The organism is Tritonibacter mobilis F1926 (genome assembly GCF_000376545.2).
GTDB lineage: Bacteria > Pseudomonadota > Alphaproteobacteria > Rhodobacterales > Rhodobacteraceae > Epibacterium > Epibacterium mobile.
Genome location: NZ_CP015230.1, coordinates 838,796 through 858,655 on the forward strand (window position 1 = coordinate 838,796; position 19,860 = coordinate 858,655).

The 19,860-nt window shown below is 55.8% G+C and carries 18 protein-coding genes; 7 read left to right on the forward strand and 11 right to left on the reverse strand.

Translation table 11 applies throughout. From position 1 onward, the window contains the following. Positions 1-78: 78 nt before the first annotated feature. Positions 79-744, forward strand: a complete 666-nt coding sequence (locus K529_RS04030) for a LexA family transcriptional regulator (RefSeq protein WP_227512325.1) — start codon at positions 79-81, stop codon at positions 742-744. Between the two features lie 57 nt (positions 745-801). Here the strand turns inward: K529_RS04030 and K529_RS04035 are convergent, their stop codons facing one another. Both K529_RS04035 and K529_RS04040 read right to left on the reverse strand, forming a co-directional pair. After that, positions 802-1,227 (reverse strand): hypothetical protein, encoded by a 426-nt coding sequence (locus tag K529_RS04035; RefSeq protein ID WP_227512324.1) that lies wholly within the window; start codon positions 1,225-1,227, stop codon positions 802-804. 331 nt (positions 1,228-1,558) lie between these two features. Continuing rightward, positions 1,559-1,897: a hypothetical protein gene (locus tag K529_RS04040; RefSeq protein ID WP_005615288.1), complete on the reverse strand. Its 339-nt coding sequence runs from the start codon at positions 1,895-1,897 to the stop codon at positions 1,559-1,561. Positions 1,898-2,381: 484 nt separating this feature from the next. On the opposite strand from K529_RS04040, the gene K529_RS04045 reads away from it, so the two are divergent. Continuing rightward, positions 2,382-6,221, forward strand: a complete 3,840-nt coding sequence (locus K529_RS04045) for a hypothetical protein (protein WP_005615290.1) — start codon at positions 2,382-2,384, stop codon at positions 6,219-6,221. An 825-nt stretch (positions 6,222-7,046) separates the two neighbouring features. Continuing rightward, positions 7,047-7,565: a hypothetical protein gene (locus tag K529_RS23425; RefSeq protein WP_065335401.1), complete on the forward strand. Its 519-nt coding sequence runs from the start codon at positions 7,047-7,049 to the stop codon at positions 7,563-7,565. A 404-nt stretch (positions 7,566-7,969) separates the two neighbouring features. Here K529_RS23425 and K529_RS04055 read toward each other — a convergent pair whose 3' ends face one another. The 8 genes from K529_RS04055 to K529_RS23645 all read right to left on the reverse strand — a co-directional run bounded on the left by K529_RS04055 (position 7,970) and on the right by K529_RS23645 (position 16,107). Further along, positions 7,970-8,596 (reverse strand): hypothetical protein, encoded by a 627-nt coding sequence (locus K529_RS04055; protein WP_046002892.1) that lies wholly within the window; start codon positions 8,594-8,596, stop codon positions 7,970-7,972. 179 nt (positions 8,597-8,775) lie between these two features. After that, positions 8,776-8,991 carry a hypothetical protein gene (locus K529_RS04060; RefSeq protein WP_005624028.1) on the reverse strand — a complete coding sequence of 72 codons (216 nt, stop codon included), beginning with the start codon at positions 8,989-8,991 and terminating at the stop codon, positions 8,776-8,778. Positions 8,992-9,015: 24 nt separating this feature from the next. Beyond that, entirely contained in the window at positions 9,016-9,846 is an 831-nt protein-coding gene (locus K529_RS04065) for a hypothetical protein (RefSeq protein WP_065317472.1), read from the reverse strand. A gap of 7 nt (positions 9,847-9,853) precedes the next feature. Beyond that, positions 9,854-10,231 carry a hypothetical protein gene (locus K529_RS04070; protein ID WP_005642732.1) on the reverse strand — a complete coding sequence of 126 codons (378 nt, stop codon included), beginning with the start codon at positions 10,229-10,231 and terminating at the stop codon, positions 9,854-9,856. Beyond that, complete coding sequence (locus K529_RS04075) at positions 10,231-14,754, reverse strand: phage tail protein (RefSeq protein ID WP_065317473.1); 4,524 nt, start codon at positions 14,752-14,754, stop codon at positions 10,231-10,233. Before K529_RS04075 ends, K529_RS04070 begins: the two co-directional genes overlap by 1 nt. Continuing rightward, the gene (locus tag K529_RS04080; protein ID WP_227512308.1) at positions 14,751-15,152 is read right to left on the reverse strand and encodes a DUF6950 family protein; all 402 of its coding nucleotides are present in this window, start codon (positions 15,150-15,152) and stop codon (positions 14,751-14,753) included. The genes K529_RS04075 and K529_RS04080 overlap by 4 nt, the downstream gene beginning before the upstream one ends. Beyond that, positions 15,152-15,742 (reverse strand): hypothetical protein, encoded by a 591-nt coding sequence (locus tag K529_RS04085; RefSeq protein WP_005650796.1) that lies wholly within the window; start codon positions 15,740-15,742, stop codon positions 15,152-15,154. Before K529_RS04085 ends, K529_RS04080 begins: the two co-directional genes overlap by 1 nt. Before the next feature lie 2 nt (positions 15,743-15,744). After that, on the reverse strand, positions 15,745-16,107 hold the full coding sequence (locus tag K529_RS23645; protein ID WP_005650798.1) for an ATP-binding cassette domain-containing protein: 363 nt from the start codon (positions 16,105-16,107) through the stop codon (positions 15,745-15,747). A 201-nt stretch (positions 16,108-16,308) separates the two neighbouring features. Here K529_RS23645 and K529_RS04095 point away from each other — a divergent pair, with 201 nt between their 5' ends. Next, a complete protein-coding gene (locus tag K529_RS04095; RefSeq protein ID WP_005650801.1) occupies positions 16,309-16,491 on the forward strand; it encodes a hypothetical protein in 183 nt (60 codons plus the stop codon). A gap of 34 nt (positions 16,492-16,525) precedes the next feature. On the opposite strand, the gene K529_RS23000 is transcribed toward K529_RS04095, so the two are convergent. Next, positions 16,526-16,663, reverse strand: coding sequence for an entericidin A/B family lipoprotein (locus K529_RS23000; RefSeq protein WP_009176605.1), 138 nt, complete (start codon positions 16,661-16,663; stop codon positions 16,526-16,528). A gap of 314 nt (positions 16,664-16,977) precedes the next feature. Between K529_RS23000 and K529_RS04105 the strand changes: the two genes are divergently transcribed. The 3 genes from K529_RS04105 to K529_RS04115 all read left to right on the forward strand — a co-directional run bounded on the left by K529_RS04105 (position 16,978) and on the right by K529_RS04115 (position 19,800). Beyond that, the gene (locus tag K529_RS04105) at positions 16,978-17,271 is read left to right on the forward strand and encodes a TraR/DksA family transcriptional regulator (RefSeq protein ID WP_005650805.1); all 294 of its coding nucleotides are present in this window, start codon (positions 16,978-16,980) and stop codon (positions 17,269-17,271) included. A 309-nt stretch (positions 17,272-17,580) separates the two neighbouring features. Further along, a complete protein-coding gene (locus K529_RS04110; protein WP_005650807.1) occupies positions 17,581-18,234 on the forward strand; it encodes a protein-L-isoaspartate O-methyltransferase family protein in 654 nt (217 codons plus the stop codon). Positions 18,235-18,378: 144 nt separating this feature from the next. Continuing rightward, the gene (locus K529_RS04115) at positions 18,379-19,800 is read left to right on the forward strand and encodes a TolC family outer membrane protein (protein ID WP_046002490.1); all 1,422 of its coding nucleotides are present in this window, start codon (positions 18,379-18,381) and stop codon (positions 19,798-19,800) included. Positions 19,801-19,860: the final 60 nt, after the last annotated feature.

Sequence of the window (19,860 nt, forward strand, 5' to 3'; positions counted from 1 at the left end):
ATGCCGCCTTGCGTCGTGTCCTTACAACACCAACATACACCAATATTGGTGTTTATCAAGTTAGAATGGAAAATTTTGGTGCTTGCAGATCGCTTGAGAGAGTTGGCTTATGATAAGTCGATGAATTTAAAAGAGTTTTGCTCTTATGTTGGTGTTAGTTATAGGACGATACAGAACTATCTAGCGGAGAAATCATCTCCAAATGCTCAAGTATTAGAGTTGTTGAATGCCAAAGTTGGTGTTTCCGCAAACTGGCTGATATTTGGCATCGAGCCGAAATATGTCGATGCAGAGTGTGTAAGTACTAAAAATGGTGCTCATGAGGATTCGGAGTTCGTACAAATCAGAAGGCACCAAGTAGAAGCTTCTGCAGGGAACGGCAGCGAGGTCGCCAGCGAAGATGCGGCGCAGTCCTATGCGTTTAACCGCAAGTGGCTGGGGAAACGTGGTCTTAAACCCGACACTCTGTCAGTCATTTCTGTGCGCGGCGACAGCATGGAGCCGGATCTAAACGATGGGGACTTGGTGCTCATCGACCTTGCCAACACGGACTTGTCGGACGGCAAGATCTATGCGGTTCAGTATTCAGGCAACTTGTTTGTCAAACGGATCCAGTACGTGCCCGGCGACACCGTCCGCTTGGTGAGCCGCAACGCCCAGTATGCGCCCATTGAGATCAAGACACCCGAAGCCGATGGCGTGCGCGTCGTCGGACGTGTGGTTGCCTCGATGCATGAGTGGTAAAGTGGTAGTAGAGTAGGGCGCGAAACGCCCAACTCGATGGTCCCGACTGTAGTTACATTACTGGCAGGTTGTGGGTGCGCCTTCTGTCACAAGCTCTTGCCAATTGTCACCCAGTTGCTTGCGGGCGGACAGTGCGTTGCGAGCTGCGGGGCTGTTTTCGGGGATTACTCTGACCACCATGGATTGATTGTGGCTTCCACTCCAGAAATCAGATTGGGCCGCATCTCCAGTCAGAACGAATTTATCACCACCCCGGCGGATTACTTCAATTGCTGCAGTCTTGAACGCAACATTTCGTGCTCCATTGGGGCCACAAGCAGGTGCGGCTGTAGTGGAAATTTTGAATGTGTCTTGTGACATAGGTTGAACCGTCGACTGAGCGCAGGCCGCCAGCCCGGCTACCAATACCAACGGCAAAATTATCTTAGTTTTCACGTTTGTCTCCAAAGCGATTCTTGCTTGAGCCGCAAAACTGGGAAACATGACTGGTTTGCACAACGGAATGTTGTAGCGCGAGACCGGTGCTCGAGGCTGCGTGTCAACAATGCAACTATTGAATGTGTTTGTGAGGCCTGCTGCGGTCGATCCTAATCGAGGTCTTCCGCACTTAACTTCGCCCAGTCACCATCCGAAAGTGCCGCGATTAGAACAGCATCGGATTCTTCAAGGAAAGACCTCCACATCGGACTGCCCTCCATCTTTATATCTGGTGGATAGCCCTGCAACTCACACAGCGCCCTAGCGGCACGTTCTCTAGCGGGTTTTTCTTTTTTCACCAACGGGCTACCCTCCAGTCTATCTTGTCATGTTGGTTTCAGTGGTCGTTGAGACGCGCTTTCATCTTGTCCAAGTCCGCCGATATTTCTGAAAGTGTGCGAACTGGCTTCTCTGCAGCTTGTCTGTTGTGCTCAGGGGGCGCAATCTCAGACACTTCTCGCGCTATATGTTTAGATGTAGCCTTCTCTCCCGATAGGGAGTCACGGATATCGGTCAATAGGGAGACCACTCTTTCGAGAGCATAGAACAAAACACCTGAAATTCCGCAAGAAATCCCTGATGAAATGATAAATATGTCCTCGTTGCTGATGCCTAGAATAATAAGCAACCCAGCCACGACCCAACTCGCGTAGGCGATCCACTTCAATATATCCAATTCTCATACTCCTAAAATACCTTTGTCAACGAATCGAGTGTCGTTCAATGACTACATATTAATCAAGGGGGATGAGAGTGATGTCTAGAATGAACCACCGCTATACTGTTCGTTAGGTAACCTATTCGTGTTGATATGCGCATGGTGTCGGTTTCGGAGGGCGCACTTGCAGCTAGCACAACGCTCGGGCCGCGCGCTCTCTAGAGGATCTGATTTTTCGAGTTATCTGGGAGCTCCAGTCAGTCTAGGTTGTGTTGACAAAAGTGATTCACACGGCGGCTTTGTCAATACAACCTAGCTTCGTGGGTGAGCCAAAACAGCTGTAATACTCTCTTAAAAAACTGAGATTTGAAGGAATGAGCTAATTTCTCAGCACCTGAACGCAACGGAGAAAAGGCATGGATAGCAGTTGTATTGGGTTTGATCCACACGCTATCGTTGCAGCGAACCGGCGATAAACAGCATTCGGGTGAGGCGATCGACTATGAAAAGCGCGAGCAAATATTTTCACTCTGCCAACATTTTGGTTGCTGCTGTAGGACTTGCCAGCGGGACAGGCCCTGTGGCTGTGATGGGTGCCTCAATGACCGGAATAGGGTCTTTGCTAGAGTTAGTAAGGATGAAATCGGGTAAGCCCCGTGAAATTGTCGCGAAGGTGGAAAGAGAGTTGGAATTTGCGCTTGAGAAGACGCATTTAACACCAAGTCAACGTATACTCATTCCGCAGATGATTGAACGATCGGATATTTCGGCAGAGGCAATTATAGCCAGCAACCGGGATGCTGATGTACTCACGGAGCGCCTTTTGGAGTACAGTGAAGGGCACCCGGATTACGGTTTGGACACAGCTAAAGACGGTTTCCGTCGAGTAGTTACGCCGATCCTCCACGAGTTGCTACTTGACCGTGCCGTCTGCGATGAACTTCGCCCAGCTTATGAGCAAGTTATCAGCCAAAGTCTTGCTAAAATTCAAGCTGAACAACGCCAGCAGACAACGTTGCTTGAAGAGATAGTTTCGCCCGGACTGATTAGTCCCAAAGAATGGTGGCAAAGTTGGGCATCTGCTTCACAACCTGCAATCTCTCCAAGATTAGTTTCCTCACGCAAATACGATGAACGGGCCACGCTACTATTAAAGTTACGTAGTGGAGAGGCAGTTGTGTCGGTTCAAGCGGATGATAGAAAGGAAGCTGTCGCATTTACTATCGCGTCACTATTAGAGGAAAACGATAGCGAACTTCTAGATAGGGTCTGCGTAGTTACTTCTGGAAACGCTATTATACCCCATAGCGAGAAGCGGCTGATCATCATCGCTGATGTTGAGGAAGGGGATGACCCAGACTTCGGCAACAGATCTCAACTCACTATTGTCCGTCCTTATCCAAAGGGGCGTATGGATGTCAGAGAGCCGCTCTCGTTGTCTCATGTCCCATCGGACAAGTTCATATCAGAACTTGAAAAAATGGGGTTTTCGCACGATGAGGCGGAAAGCAAGGGGCGCAAAACCGGATATTCTATTCCTGTTTTGCGCCGTGATTTGTCAAAAGACCCTGATGTTCGAAAACCGACTTGGGCTCGCAATCGAACGTTGGCAAAACGTGTACTACCGTTTGCATTGGCTGGCTCATGGGTTGAGCGGGACAACATAGATGATCGCACGATCCTCGAGTTGTTGGGTGATTTTCGGGAAGGTGAGGCAGAAACAATTCGAGACGATCTTCTGGCTCTGAATGATGCACCAATTACGCGCTATGGCTATGTGAACGTAGTTGTTTCACAAATCGACGCACTTTTTGCAGTAGGGCAGTACATAGATCGAGGCGATCTAGATCGTTTCTTCCAGCTTTTACCTGAACTACTAGGGGAAAGGGACCCCGCTTTAGACCTGCCTCAAGATCAATGGTACATGGCTAGTGTTCTGGGGCGTTCGCGAAGTTTTTCGGGTGCGCTTCTTTCAGGTCTTGGCGACGCATTGTGCATTCTATCCGTTTACGGTGCAGAGATCTGCGGTGACAGGTTAGTAGCCGACCTCTCTTATCGCGCTGCGCAAGTTGTTCGTAGCCTAATGCAAGGCGCTGACGAAGAACGATGGCTCTCCATCCGGGGACATTTGCGGGCACTTGCGGAGGCATCTCCGTCTGCGTTTCTTGATTGCCTTGAAGCTGAGCTTCTAGAGCCTGAACCTGCAATACGCGCTATCATGGGAACCACTGAAGGCGTCGTAAGCGGAGAGTGCCTACGGACGAATTTGCTTTGGGCGCTTGAACTATTGGCCTGGAATCCCGACCACTTTTCGCGCGTCGTGGAGATTGTTTTTGACCTTCGAAGATTGGAGGTCAAAGACAATTGGTCAAATTCACCAAAATCGACTGCTCGTTCGCTATTCTTAGCTTGGCTTCCTGCCACAACTCTTGGAGCGGATCAGAAGATGTCCATTTTGCGCCGCTTGTCAGCGCGGTACCGGCATCCTGTAATGGACGTTTGCGTCTCTCTTCTTCCAAGAAATGGCATGAATGCCGCTTCACGCACTGCGAGACCGAAATGGCGTGTGCTGGATGCCGAAGTGCCGACGCCGACAATTTCGGATGTTCGCATGGCGGAGGTTGAAGCCAGCCGCATACTGCTCGACATGGCTCCTTTTCAAAAGTCAGAGCTTGAACGGTTGCTAGATGTTGCGACGTGCTTGTGTTCCGATGACTTATCACGCTTGGTAATAGAGGTGGAGAATTGGTCACAGGCAGCAACCGATGAAGACAAGGCTGAGCTACGGCATAACCTCCGCCAGTGCGATGTTCATCGAGTGTTTCAGGAAGTTGACGAGGACGAACAGTTGTCATCCGCGTTTCGGCGCATGGAAAAGGCGTTGCTTCCTCAGTCTCCGACTGCCCGCCATCGCTGGCTGTTTGAAAACTCTTTCGTCGAGTGGCGTGCTCTATTGGATGACGAAGAAAGTGGGCGTTTGTCATGGCAGGAGAGAGACAAACGCGTCAAAGAACGCCGACGAGAGGCAGTTGCTGACATCAGGGAGCAATTGGGAGAAGACACGATACTCCCGTTTGCGCTCAGCGTGAAGCACCCTGAGTTGGTAGCTGAAGTTTTAGTCTCTCAAGATGCCGCTGTACCGATGGCGACATATTGGGTTTCCGCTGCACTACAATCCGAGACAAATGATCGATCCAGTGCTTTTCTAGGGCAACTGCTGTGGAGTGCAGGAAGGATCGATCTTGCCGCAGTTGTGGCTGGCTTAGAGGCTCAAGGAGCTCTGAATTGTGAAGCGGAGCGCTTGAGATTTGCCGAACACCTTCCTGGTCATTCGATTGGTTGGAATGTGGCGGAAAGTTTGGGCGAAGATGCAGCTTCTGCATTCTGGAACTCGGTATCAATACGCATTTACGATGACACGCCACTCGACGAAATGGAGTACGCAGCTAAAAAGCTACTCAGACACCAGCGACCAAAATCAGCATTTTCAACCTTTTGTTTGTTTGTCGACAAATTATCAGCCGCCCGGTGGGTAGAAATCCTTCAAGCAGTTGTTCGCGGAGAGGAACCGAACGGGCCTTCTCTAAACTCGCACGCACTGGGTGAGGTGTTTCAACTACTAGACGCAGAGGAAGCGATCTCAGACGATCAAATCGCCTATCTTGAACTTCCCTTTGTAAGAATTCTACGCACGCACGGATCTGAACGTCACAAGCGAACGCTGGCTATCCACCGACAGCTTGCTTGTGACCCCCAGTATTTCGTTGAGATGTTGTGTTGGCGCTATCCCCGCAGCGATGGTTCGGACCAAGTAGAGCTAGAAGAGCATTCCGTCGAGAGACAGAAGTTTTTTGAAGATTTAGCCTATCATACTCTGGAGGGGTGGGGAAAAGTCCCCGGCTGCGATGATGATGGTGTTATGTGTCCGGATGATTTCATCGCATGGACCGATACCGCTTTCCGGCTTGCTGTTGATGCTGGACGCAATGAATTAGCTGAAATTCATTTTTCAGCGCTGCTTGCGAAAATGGCCCGATCACGCCCTTGGGCTAACTGGCTACCTAACGTCGTCTTAGATTACCTAGATCGCTCCGAACACGCTGGACTAAGAGAATATTTCTGTGTGGGGGTCCGCAATGCTCGAGGTATGACATGCCGTTATCCCTACGATGGTGGGGCACAAGAACGCAAACTGGCCGGTCGCTATCGAGAGTTGGCTACAAGATATGGTAGTTCCCACCCTCGCTTGTCAGAAAGCCTCAAATCCATTGCAGAAGGTTATGAATGGGACGCCCGTCGAGAAGATGAACGAGCTGCAGTCGGCGAGCGCTGGCATCCTTAAACCAGAGCAATTTAACGACAGTTCTCGCGAGTTGAACTGAACGTCTTGAGGCTAAATTGAGGAGCCGTAGGCCGATCTAGGTTGTCTGTTAGTTCTGTTTGGAAACGTCCGGAAACTGCGCAAAGCAGTTGAGTGCACTGTTGGAAAGGTTTGCAACGTGTTGATAAAAATAGGTCCCAGAACGAAACACCCCTTCGCGCGCCCAATAGCATTCAAGTGATTGTGATGTAATTAAAAAGGCGTTTCTGGGTCCTTCGTTTCAAACTGGGCGAGCTTGGTCCCAGTTCCTGTAGTGCTTCACATCCAATTTTGACAGGTATTTAAGGTCGCTCGCGGGACGTTTAAGCCTTATTTAAAAGGGTTTTCGTGTGGTGTAAGTAGCGAGTGCTCTAGTTCACCGCATGGCGCTCCGCGTACAGCCTCTGAGCTGTTTCGAGCCTTTACTGCAAAACTCAACATAATTGCCCATTATATGAAGATCTGGCCGCTAAGGCCTTGTTTTGTATACTTTCCGAAGTCTTCCGACCACTGCGGAGCTCTTCCGGCATCACTGTAAATAAGTCTCTCACCCCACAGTTGTTGTAGCGTGACGGACTTTTTTGCAGTGATTTACGGACTTTTTTACAGCAACCAGATTTTGGGTTGAGGTGGGATTGAAGGGGCGTTTAAGGCTGCCTCGAGCACACCATGTGGTGACATCCTTACTTTGAAGTCAGGGCGAACAGTCATGCTTCACCCCACGATAGCGAAGGGGCATGCCCTAGCTACCACTCGATCCACCAATTTAAGACTGCGCTAACCCTAGTAGCTTAGAGACTTCTCCTTATGAGTGATTTTGAAACACGGCTTGCTGAGATTATTGGTCGTCCTAGTGAACAAAGGCCCTTCGTCTGTAGGGGTAAACCCGCCTCCTGCAGCGTATGGATTGTAGGGTATAACGCTGCAACCACTGGCGGTAACTGGTGGCGCTTTTGGTCAACTGATCACGGGTTTGATCTTGATGCATGGCGTAAAGACTATGACGACGAACGGGCGAGACGTGGCAAGGGGCCTTCGGCTACACGCCTTCGCATTGATCGGATCGCAGAACAAATACCGGGTGTATTGGAAACCAATATTTTCGCGACCCCCTCAACCTCCATGTCGAACATGCCGAAGAGCAGCACAGAGGCCTTCGACTACCTGCTTACGACACTTAATCCGAAGGTGATCATCGCTCATGGAGTTCCAGCAGCAAAGCACCTCACAAACTGGAAGGCCGGAAGGCTATTGACGTGCCGCCATCTGTCGCGGGTAGGCTATGCCCTTGTTGATGAAATGATCGAAAAGCTACGAGCCAACTAAGTTTGGCAATTCGAAATCAGTTGGCCCGAGTATAGGTGTCTGCCTAAATTTGACCGAACTTGGGTAGCAGGGGCGTTTGCAGCCTTCTCCAGAGTAACATTACCTACGGAGTAGTCGGTTGAACAGTATTGGAGCCAGCCTGATTGCTCTTTTCCGGTGAACTAGAATCGTGCCTTGTTAGCAGTGGGCGCGTATTTTGCTGCCCGCCAACTAGGAGATACACATGAATGATAAACCTCCCAAAGGCGAACCAACTGACAAAATCTCAATCAATTCGTCTCAACCTTCGCCTGGGACTACGGTCCTAACAGGGACCGGCCAACCCATCCCATGGGGTACCACTAACCCGTCTCCGGGCGAAACAGGTAAGAGTCCACCTCCGCCACCCAAACCCAAGAAGTGATCTAAGGGGCCACGCGTGTTTCAATCAGCTTAACTCGATTGGCCGGAATGATAGTTATTTGATTTCGCGCGTGGTCCTCAGTTTCCTCCCAGTTCTTACCACCTGAAGGCATCGTATGTGTGACATACATGGCTATGGATCCGTCTCCGCCTATTAAGCACGGACCGAAAGGGAAGTTCTTGAAGTCCCCGAGATTGGAGCAATAAAGGAATGGTCCATCATCAACGGCCACCAGCAACGTTGTAGGTTTGAAGTCCGAGCCGGTACGAATGGTGTCTAAAACCGTATGCAATCCATCCAAGTGATTTCCGCCGGTAGATTTCCACATTTTCGCGTAGCGCTTCATTCCGTCCCTTCGCCACCAGATGGCGATAAGTAGCGTCAGTAGCGCTGAAAGGCCTATCACGGCAATCTCAGGAAGCTGTTTGGACGAGAAATTGACTAGAGATAGAAAATTGGCGGCGGTCTGAAAGAGTGCCGCGAAACACGCACTGAGGAATACTGTCTGCGTAGTGTTTTCTTCTTGAATACGCTCAACATAGGCGATGCGAAAACTCAGGTAGCCAATCGCAATCATCACCAGCAAACTGGTTTCGAAATCCAAGATACTTTGAATGTCACTCCACATCGGTCATTCCTCCTCGGTGTGTTGACCTCTTGTACTTATCAGGTTCTCTAACTGCTTTCAGCGATCTTGAAGCCTGTTGCAGTCGTTTTGAATTAATTGGCATTTCATAGCTTTGAGTTGATGACTGAACATGGGATTGAAGGGGCATATAAGCCCCCTCAAAGGCCCTTAAATAGCCCTTACGCTGAAGGTGTGCCGAGCTTCAGAACCGCTGTCAGATTGGTGACGAATGTGGCCCCGCTTGCAGCGGCCATGCGCTTGAATTGGCGCATGTCCAAGCCATCCACCGTGTCAGGGATCGTATCGAGATCAGCGATGATCTGCTGCACCGCTGCGATCTGCGGGATGGTGGACACAAACGGCTCTTCAGATGGGGTTGGGGTGACTTCGGTCATATGCCAATTCTCCTGTGGCTTTGGTTAGATGTTACGCGCGACCATGACGGTCGTGTCGTGGAAGAATGCCCCTGCATATCCGACGTCTGGAACCAAACCGGGGCGCAGTTCGGCTATTTCGATGCGGTCCAAAATGAACGTGGTGTCGTCGGTTTGACGTAGCCTAGGCACCCATACCGCCCCCGATCCCGTGTAGAGAAACGAGGTGTAATGCGGCGCGCAGACAAATGAGCCGGGCGCGGGTGAGCTGATGTTGTAAGTGCGGGTGGCCCCGTTTTCCAAAACAGCCACCATGTCGCTCTGAGACATGTAAAAATGCCCCGCGAGCGAGATCATTTTGGCGCGGCTGTCAAAGGCGACTGCACCACTGGGCTTGCGGATCTGCATGCCGTAATTGCCGCTTAAATTGGCGGGCAGATTGTCACCGGCCATCTTAAAGGGCAGGCCCGTGGCGTCTGTTCCAACCGCCCACATCATGACCCGTGGCCCATTGCTGGGATACCGAAACGGCACCCCCAGCATGCCCCAAATGCCCTCAGTCGGCATTTTCACAAAGGGAAAGGTGTTTAGGGGCCAATCGTCATTGCCGGTCAAGACACGGTGGATCTTATAGAGATCCTGCGTCTGGCCTGTTGTGATCCACTTGGTGCCCTTTGCAATCTGTTCAAAGCGGGGCACCTTTGGGTTGCTGCCCCAAGAGGTCGCCCAGTTGTAAAACAAGTGTTTGTCAAACTCCGGGGCGTTGGGCAGCGTCGGCAGTCGGCGAGTAACGCCACTGTCCATTTCAAAAAGAACATCCTCATACTCGGTGATTGTTTCACCGAGATCGTTTTGCAGAGTGATCCCATAAGCCATTTCAAAACTACCTGTAGTGAATGCCCCAAGCGAACCAGAGAAACACAGCATTGGTGCCGTAGGTTTCCCCGGCCACTGCGCTCAGTTCCTTGGTGGAATTGTCCCAGTGCAGGGTCGGCATGGAGATAGGGTTGTAAAAGAACTCGCCACTGCGGGCGTAGGGGCCTGCATTTTCGCCATGTACGAAATTGTCATAGATGGTGTAGCGGAACCCCAGCGGGGCCATCATCAAGGCCCCGCGGTTTTCATCAAAGTCTGGGAAGGTGCCCAGCGACCCGGTGAAGGTCGTAGACCAGCCGATGCGAAACACCCGGCGCGGCAGGGTCTGCTGACCTTCCAGAACCAAAGACCCGTCCGCATTCCTCATCTCAATTCCATAGGACATTAGGTGAGCCTCCCAATGACGACCCGCGCGACGTCGCTACTGTCGAACACCCGGATACGGTCATCCTCGATCTCAACGCGCTCACCACTGGCGGCGCTCTTGAAGTGACCGATGTTTGCAGTGATGGCCGACAGCTCATTGACGTCGATTTTTTCGGCAGTCACCGCGCCCGTGGCGAGGCGATTGCCGTTGATCAGGGTAGAGCCTTGCGGGCTGTAAGGGGCTGGCTGACTGGCGGCTCCGGTGGTTTCCGCAAGCTGAGGCTTGTGCAGAAACATCCAACTGTCGTTGCTTCCGGCGTTGGTGGCCATCTTGCGAATATGGATTGTCACATATGCCGCCCCCGTGGGCACCGCAGCCTTACCCCAAAGACGGGGCCACTTATCCGGGTTTCCGGAATCAGACATGGCAGTTGCGGTCGCCAGCACCGGTGTGTAGGACAGCACGTCGCCATTGTGGTTCCTGAACTCCATGCGCAGCGCAACAAGGCACCGATGCGCAGAGGCGTAAACGCTTGCCTCAACCCATCCAACGTTATCTGAAATCGAGACGCCGTATGCGGGAGCCACGCCGTTGACCATCACGGGGTGGTAGGTGATGTCGAGATAACCATCGGTGCCCGCACTTTGCTGATGCACCACCAAAGTCGGGTAGTATTTGCCTGCCCATGAACTGCCAGCCGCACGAATGCCGATAGAAGCATCTTCCCAACCACTTCCAAGACCGTCCGTGTTGCCCCAACCTTGCAGGCCATCCGCAAAATCCGTGTTGCCCAGAAGGTTCTTACCAAGGCCCACCACCAGCTTGTTGACCGACAGAGTACCTTCGGCCACCACATCGTCACCGATCAGCTTCAACAGCGATCCGCCGGACCCATCCGGGTTGGCGTAGCTGGTGGCTTGAATGCCGCTAATCCGGGTTTCGCCATTCACATCGACGGTTGTCGCGGTCAGGCCCGTCATCGCCTGCACCTTGCCATCTATTGTGGCCAGCGTGGTGCCCTGTTGCGTGACACTGCTGCTGATCCCGTCGATTTGCGACTGCTGACTGTTCAGCACTGAGGTCAGAGCGTCCACCGCTGTGGCGCGCGCTATCGCCTCATCAGTGACAGATGCCTGGACAAGAGCAATCTCAGGGATATCCGCAGCAAGCGGGGCCATCCGTACCAATACACGGGCAAACTGTGTTTTGCCGCCCGCCTTGGCACTATCGCCCCAAAGGCCAATCCAGTCAGACCCGCCACCGTTGGCAGTGGGCACATCGTAGTAGAAGCTGTACCACTTCCACCCCGCCTGAAGCGCGAAGGCTTGCCGACCACTGTTGCCTGTGTCGGAAGTGGAATAGGCGGCGATGAAACCGGCGGCTGCTCCGCTGTCAGCGGGCTTGGCCAGAATATCGACACGCACCCGGTTGCCGGAAAATTGCAGTGCCTGTTCTTGCGGGACCTCGATGCGCGCACCGTTGGTGCTACCTGCCGTATCGATTATTCCGGCGCTTGTTTCCGTTATTACTGACCCATCTTGGCCCAAAACCCCGGATCCGGTTACGGGTGTTTCCACGCTGCCGTTACCATCCAGCGAAGAAACGCCGCTAAGAATGCGCTGAAAATCTGTTTGCGTCAGATTCAGGTTCTGGATGGTCTGGGCGGCCACGGTGGCGCTGGTGGCTGCACTGGCCGCAGCATTTTCCGCATCAGATGCGGATGTCGCTGCGGTGGTTTGGGCCACCTCTGCCCCGGCGCGAGCTGTTTCAGCCGCCGTTTTTGCGGTTTGAGCCGCAGCCGCGCTTTGGCCTGCCTCGGTCTCGCTGACCCCTGCCACTGAGGCGGAGTTGGCCGCAGCACTGGCCGCGCCAGCAGCCCCCGCGCTTTCGGTCACATCCTCGATCAGGACGCGGGCGATTTCGATTTCAGCGGATGGGTTCTGATAGGATGTAATGAAATACGGAAATGCAAGCAGGTAGGCCGCATCATCCCCCGACATTGTGTATTCGCTGACAAAGGTCTCCCAAGTGTCCTGTGTCGAGAATGTCGCGGGTTGAAAGGAGTAACCCACATAACCATAATTCTCATCGAACTTGCGCCACTGCGAACCGAAATGCGTGCCCGCCCCAAGCGGACCGAGGTGACGCGCCACAATGGTCATACGGTACTTGCGCCCCAGAATGGGCGAGATATAGCCCTTGGGGGCTAGATGGGCGGTCTCCGCCAGATCCGCTGTCACCCATGCAACCCGCCCTTGCCCCGCCACATCGCGGAACCCAATGGCACTGGTCACCCCGCCCTTGGTGGCGGGATCACCGGAAAGCGCATGTGACCAATACCGATCATCGTCACGGAAATCGGAGGGCAGCAGGTCGATGGCTGTAGACACCACAACACCACGATGTTCAGCGGCACTGTTCTCGGCAGTCTCTGCCGCAAGCTGTGCGTCCTCTGCGGCTTGCGCGGCGATCTGCACGGCAGTGTAATCCACCGAAAGCGACGCCACCGCATTCGTGAGATTGTCCTGAACCGTCGCCGCATCCAGTAGCGCCTGCGAAGCGTCTTGCGCCGCCAAATCCGCCGCAGCCTGCGCGGTGTCGATGGCTTCGGTGACTTCATCCGCCAGATCATCAAGATCGATGCGGACATTGGGCGTTGTGACGGGCAGCCACCCAGACCAATTGGTTTGCCGGGTGGGTGCAATGGCTTTGCCGCGTACTTCATAGTCAGCATTCGGCTGCACCGGGTGGTGGCGATAGTTGCCGCCCGCGACATTGGTGGTGCTGACGGTGTCGGCCTCGGCTTCGGGTCGCCCCTGCACGCGGATCTGGAAGGTCAGGCCAGTGCAGGTGTCAGACAGCCGACCGTCCCAGACAATGCGGATTGCAGGCGCATGGGCCTTGCCATCCGCTGCCGTGATGGTCTCACCGGCAACGGCCAAGCCGACCACGCCCGCGTCGGTCACTGGGATCGGGCCGGTCGGGTGCGGTGTCTCCGGCAGCTCCAGCCCCGGATCCGGGTCAAAGTCTGTCGGGTCGGTTTCGCGCAACGAGAGGGAGACGTTCAGCGTCTGCAGATCATAAGCCGCCTCAGTGATGCGGAAGGTCTTGGCGTCGTAGCCGTAGTCCTGAAGGCTCAAATGCACATTCTGCAGCGGACGCAGGCGGGCGTATTCACCGGGCAAGGGCAGGCGGTGAGTTCGGAACTGGCGGTTTTCCCGCAAGAGCGCATCGGTGAGCTGGCGCGCTTGTTCGGCGCTGTAGACCATTGGCAGGTTCAGCTCGAAGAGCTTCTGGCGGCCATCCTCTGCGACCCACTCGTCTTTGACTATGGTTTCCAGCGTGGAGGCTTCCCACAAAGAGGCCGGGCTAGTGTAGGTCGTGGTGACCGCGTTAAAGGTGTTTTCAAGGCCAGGGAACGGGTCGTGCTGCCACGCCTGCGAGATCAGAACATCCTCATCGGAAATCGTGGCCGAGGCGGCGGTGGCGCTGCCGACAATCGGATACCAATAGCCGCCGGTCTCGACGATCTGGGCATTCGCGGCGGAGAACAACTCTTCCAGAAAGTCGGCGGGTGCCTCTTCAAACTTGACCTCAAACCCGGCTTCAAACTGCGTGCGGCCAGTCCCTGCGACCAACTGGTCGCAAGCGTCCATAGCCTCGGCCCACTCAGAATAGGGCAGGTCTTCAGCCGGAAACCCACCGCCCCAGATATCACCACCCGGTAGGGCGATGCCGCGCAGGACATTGTAGGCAATGACCAGGGGATTGGTGGTTTGATCCCAGCTTGCCGGATCGTTGAACCGGTGGGAGCCGTTGCCGCCCACGGTGCTGTCTTTGCGGATGTCATAGAGCGGCGGGCCGTCCAGCTCAAAGGCGTATCTGGGCACGCCGCTGGGATAAAGGTGATCGCGCCGGTAGAAATAAAGCACCGCATAACAGGTGCCGGTCAGGATGTGATCTGAGGTCCATGGCCGGTCGGCAGCGCCGCCGCGCCAGCTCACAAGATGATTATGCGCGGTGGTTTGCGTGCCGTCGAAAAAGGCGATGTAGCCGTAAGGAATACCGTTTTCCGTCTTTGACAGGATCGGGCGCAGACCAAGGCTATCGACCGGGCCAAGGTCGGCATACACCCCGTCGAGGATGAGATTGCGTAGGGTTGCGCCGGGCAGGTCGCCCAGTTCGACAACATGCGCGAGCCATGCATTGTTTTCATGATAGCTGCATTGATAGACCAGATGCCCGCGTGTCGCGAAACGACCCAAGACCGTGGCCTGCGGCTCGGTCCCGCCGCTGGTCGTGTGGGTGGACTGAATGCCGGGGGTCTTTTGCTTGCGCTTGCGCAGCTTGGCCACCAGAAGCGAAATCCCGGCTTTGACCAGCGAGCGCAACAGGGCCGAGGCCAGCGTTGCCAAGACCGACCCGCCCGCAAAGAACGAGCTGACGACCGCGACGATTGCGCTGATGGGATCGGCTGCAGCAGGGGAGGCCAAAAGCACCAGAAAGAGGATCAGATACAGGCGTTCAAACAGGCGCTTCATGGGCGGAACACCCGCTCGGCTTTGCACCGGCTCAGAACGCTCGGCCCGGCCAGCGTGAGGACATGAACCTGCGGCCCGCCAATGATGCCGAGGATGATCTCAGACCCATCGCTGAGGGCGGCAATATCGCCAAGCGCTGCGTCGGCGGTGTCCACCTCCGGCATGTAGCTGGCAGCGAGCGCGGCAAGGTCGCGGTAGCCTTTGGCGCGCAGGGCCTCTTTGCCTTCCTGCAGCGTGGTGTACTCGATGCCGAGCCGGGCGCGGATGTCGGTTCCAGTCACCAGCTTGTACCAGCCGTGGGCATAGTTGGCGCAGTCCACCCGACCGGGGCGAAACCCGCTCCAGCGCAGGCGCACACCGCGCAGGTAGTGCAGCAGCATCTCGGGTCTGTCTTGCATCACATCCCCCACGGCACGGTCCATTGACCGGTGATGTCGATGTATTCGCGGCCCCGATCATCCGGGTTGCGGCGCTTGAGTTCTGCGCTCGAGCGCTTCAGCGGCAGCCCAAAGGTCAGCATGCGGGCATTGGTGACCATCACCAATTCGGTGTAGCTGGCGTCGCCTTGTTTGCGTTCTTCGGGGGCCTGATTGAGGAACCCTTTGAAGCACCGCACGGGCGTGCCAAGTGGCGCGCCGCTGTCGATGTCCAGCGGGCAGGAATGGATCTCCACCCGCGCCAAGCGTGGCTCATAGGTCTGCATCAGGGTTTTCACCTCTTCGGTGAAGGGCGGTAGCTTCACGCGGTAGTTGCGCACCTGAAACCCCGGCTCCACGATGATCGGCGGCACATCGATCACCTGACCCGCGCCAAAATAGGTGCGGATCTCGCCATCGATCAGAAAGTCTTGGTGGTCATCGCCAGACCAGAAGCCGATCACCTCGGGCAGGCCGGTCTCGCGGTTCTTGGCCTCAATCCACAAAAGGACGCGCGCGTCGGTGCCGCGCCGCTCTTCCAGTTGGCCCTGTGTGACTGCGTCGTACTGCATGTTTACCTCAGCGTCTGGGTCCACTCGAAGGAACCGCCCTCACTCAACCGCGCGCGGCTCTGCCCATATTCAGCGTTGGCAATGCGGGCTTTCAGAACCGGGACGCCAAGCGTGACAGGGCGGCCCACCTGCGCGCCGGGGCGGATGAAGGAGGCTTTGAGCATCGCTTCGATGCGCGCAAGCATCTGGCCCATCACAAAGAGGCCGGGGCGCTCGCACAAGACGCGGGCAAGATCGGCGCGGAATTGCTCGCCAGTGGAGAGCGCCGCATAGGGCCGCAGCCATGAGGGCACAGAGCCAAGGCCCACAGCCGAGAGGGCAGCGGTCACCGCATCAAACGACCCGCCCGGCGTGATCACGTCCACGATGGCCCCGCTTGAGGGGCGTGAAATCAGTCTTGATGGATGTGGCGCTCTCCCTGATGGCAGAAGGCGGGCTTTGAGGGGGGGGCAGATTTTGCGCTGAGGTCTCTGCGCTGCTCATCTGACTTAGATCAAAGACGAAACAGGGCCTTGCTGCGCATGAGCATACGCAAACGCGCGTCACATTAAATATGAGGTTTCGAAATGCTTCGCTTGGCCCTGATCTTGCACATCTTTATCGGCTCCACGCTGGGTGGCAGCGCCGTCATTGCCGCGCTGGTGATGGGGTATTCCACGATCTGGACGATCCTGATCGCGGCTGTCGTGGGCTTTGTGCTGGCGGTGCCAGTCAGTGCAATCGTTGCGCGCAAGCTTTATGGCGGGTGAGCCGGGGCGGCGGCGCGCTGTGACGGTCGTGACGTCAGAGCGCGTTTTGCACGTTTTGGGCCGTGCCTGAAATCGCCTCTCCGGCTTTTTGCAGGTCACGGCCTGCGCCTTTGGTGGTCTCACAGGCGGCAAGGCCGAAGATCACAAGGGTCAGGAGCAGAGGGCGGATCATGGGCGGGTCTCCATCGCGGTGCGGTGCCGCGAGAGGGCGGCGTCTGATCTGATGAAAATTCCCGATGTTTTCGAAAATGGCAAGAGCCAAGACAAGGCGGCACATGCTGCTTTCTGTGCAATTGCAGCATAAATTTGTCGCTTCTTTATCGCCCTTAGGTTGCGTCAGCGCGGTATTATATCGGTGGTGAGCGGGGGATTCGTTGCATTGCAAGATGGCGAGTTTTCGCTTGGCGGCCCTTGGGGAGGGGCGTTGCACTTGTTTGCGGGAAGGCCTGCCCCAAATCAAAAGACAACTGTTTGCGAGGAGAGACGATGGATTTCAATGTTCAGAAGAAATGTCTCGAAACCCGGCTGAGCGCACTCTCGGCTGGAATGCTCGCGGGGCAAGGGTTATCGGCCCTTGCGCGTGCGAGTGAGGCGCAGATTGCCGGGCGGGGGAGCAGAGCTTCGACGTTGGCCGGGCGGGAAATGCGGGCGATTTTGACCGCATTGGACCGCCTGAAGGCCGGGGAATACGGCTATTGTCGGATTTGCGGCGCCGATATCTCGCCGGAGCAGCTGCGGGCGCATCCCGAAATACCCTTTTGCGAATCCTGCTCCGCCTGAGGCGGCAGGACGAGCACCAAAATTGAGGCGGAACCCGGCGTGAGGCGAAGGCATCATGCCGGATTATTTGTTCATAAGGTGCATTTCACAACACATCAGACCTCAATATTTCCGGGGTGCATCAGGGCCGGGCAGGGCCACGATTTGAAAGCGCGCGTATGCGGCGATGGGCGCGTGATTTCACCGCGGCGACAGCAGAGTGCGGGCAACAGGTTCGTTAAACCTTAGCCATTGTGCATCGGGGCCGTTGCCGCGCAGGTGGTGATGTGGCAAAACCCATGCGAATGCCTGACCATATGAGTTTAGCAGATGACTGATTTCTCCGACCGCCGCCGCATGATGGTAGACACTCAGATCCGCCCGGCGGATGTGACCAAATACCCAATCATCGAAGCCCTGCTTGCCATTCCGCGCGAAAACTTCGTGCCGGATTCGCAAAGCGAGGTTGCCTATGCAGACCAATCGGTGCCCCTGAGCGACGGGCGCGTGGTGCCTGAGCCGCGCACCTTGGCCAAAATGCTGGATGCGCTGGATGTGCGTCAGGATGAACTGGTGCTGGATGTGGCCTGCGGGCTTGGATACTCCACCGCAGTGGTGGCGCGTCTGGCGCAGATGGTGATCGGGGTCGAGGAAGACGAAAGCCTCGCCGCTGAGGCGCAAGAGACCCTCAGCAACAGCAATGCCGACAATGCCATCGTGCATCAAGGAGCGCTGACTGAGGGGGCGGCCGAGCACGGTCCCTATGATGTGATCCTCATTGAGGGCGGCGTCGAAGAGGTGCCAGATGCGCTTTTGGCGCAACTCAAAGACGGCGGACGTATCGCTGCATTGTTCATGAGTGGCGCGTTGGGCGAAGTTAAGATAGGATATAAGAGTGCCGGTCGCGTGTCTTGGCGCTTTGAATTTAATGCGGGGGCACCCGTGTTGCCCGGCTTTGCCAAGCCGGAAGTCTTTTCGCTCTGACGCAGGCCATCCTGTCGCGCTCCTGTCTTTTCGGTCAGATAAGCAAGATAGGCTCTTTTCAAATAGATGTGACGTTCACATATGTTTGGCGCAAACGAGATTGATAACGGGGCAAAAAACCCCACAAGACATCGAGGCGACAGGATGCAACGAATACTGAAAACAAAGCGGATCAGGGCTTTTGCTGCTATCGGCGTCCTTGCCACCGCCGTGGTGAGCGCACCGCAGGCACAGGCAGACAATGTGACCGATGCAATGATCGGCGCCTATACCAGCAGTGGCCTTTTGGAACAAAACCGCGCGCTTTTGCGGGTTGCCGATGAAGGGGTCGCGGCCACGGTCGCAAAGTTGCGCCCCGTGGTGACCGCGACGCTCGGGATTGCGCGTAGTTATGAGCGCAAGGGGTTGGGAGCATTGGGCGCAAGCTCCAACCACAACACCGGCGCGACGCTTCGGGTTGGGATGGAGTGGCTGTTGTTCGATAACGGGGCCACCCAGCTTGATCGGGCGGCGGCACAGGAAACCGTGCTGGCCACCCGTCAGACCCTGCTGGATGTGGAGCAGCAAGTGCTGTTCGCGGCGGTGCAGTCTTATGTCAACGTCCTGACCCAACAAGATATTGTGGCGCTACGCCAGAACAACCTGCGTCTGCTGCAAGAAGAGCTGCGCGCGGCCAATGACCGCTTTGAGGTGGGGGAAGTGACCCGCACCGACGTGGCCCTTGCTGAAAGCCAGGTGGCAGAGGCGCGCGCCAATCTGACGGATGCGCGCGGCGCATTGCTGACCGCCCGCGCCACCTATGAAGAAGTCGTGGGACGTGCGCCGGGGGCGGTGGCCTCTTATCCGCCATTGCCGCGTCGTGCCGCCAGCCTGTCTGATGCGCAAGCGCGGGCGCTGCGCAGTCACCCGAGCCTGCGGGCACAGCAGCATTCGGTGAAAGCGGCGCAACTGACGGCTGACAGTTCCTTGCGCGACATGGGGCCGAATGTGAAATTCACCGCCGGGGCGTCTCATGGTGAGGTGCGCGGCAGTGACGGAACCTCTGACAACTTTGATCTGGGTCTTTCGCTGAACCAGACCCTTTATGCGGGCGGCGGGCTGGCCGCTGCGCGGCGCGCCGATCTGGCGCGTGTGGATGCAGAGCGTGGATCGCTCCTTTCGGTTCAGCGCAGCATTTCCAGCAATGCCGCAAGCGCCTATACCGCGTTTGACACGGCAGCTGCGAGCCTTGTGTCCTCTAATGAGCGGGTGCGTGCGGCGCAGGTGGCTTTTGACGGGATCCGCGAGGAAGCCACGCTGGGATCGCGCACCACGCTGGACGTGTTGCAAGCCGAGCAGGAGCTTTTGGATGCGCAGACCGCCCGTTTGTCGGCGCGCGCCAATCAGGCCCTGGCGGCCTATCAGTTGCTGCAGGCGCAAGGGCTGTTGACCGCAGAGAACCTGAACCTTGCTGTGGAACGCTATGACCCTGAGATTTATCACAATCAGGTCCGGTCCGCCCCGGCCTTCGTGACCAAACGCGGGCAGGATTTGGACCGTGTTCTCAAGGCTCTGAGAAAGAACTGAAAATCTGACGTTGCTGTTGTGTGATGCGGGCAAGCTGGCTACACTTGCCGTAAGAGGTGA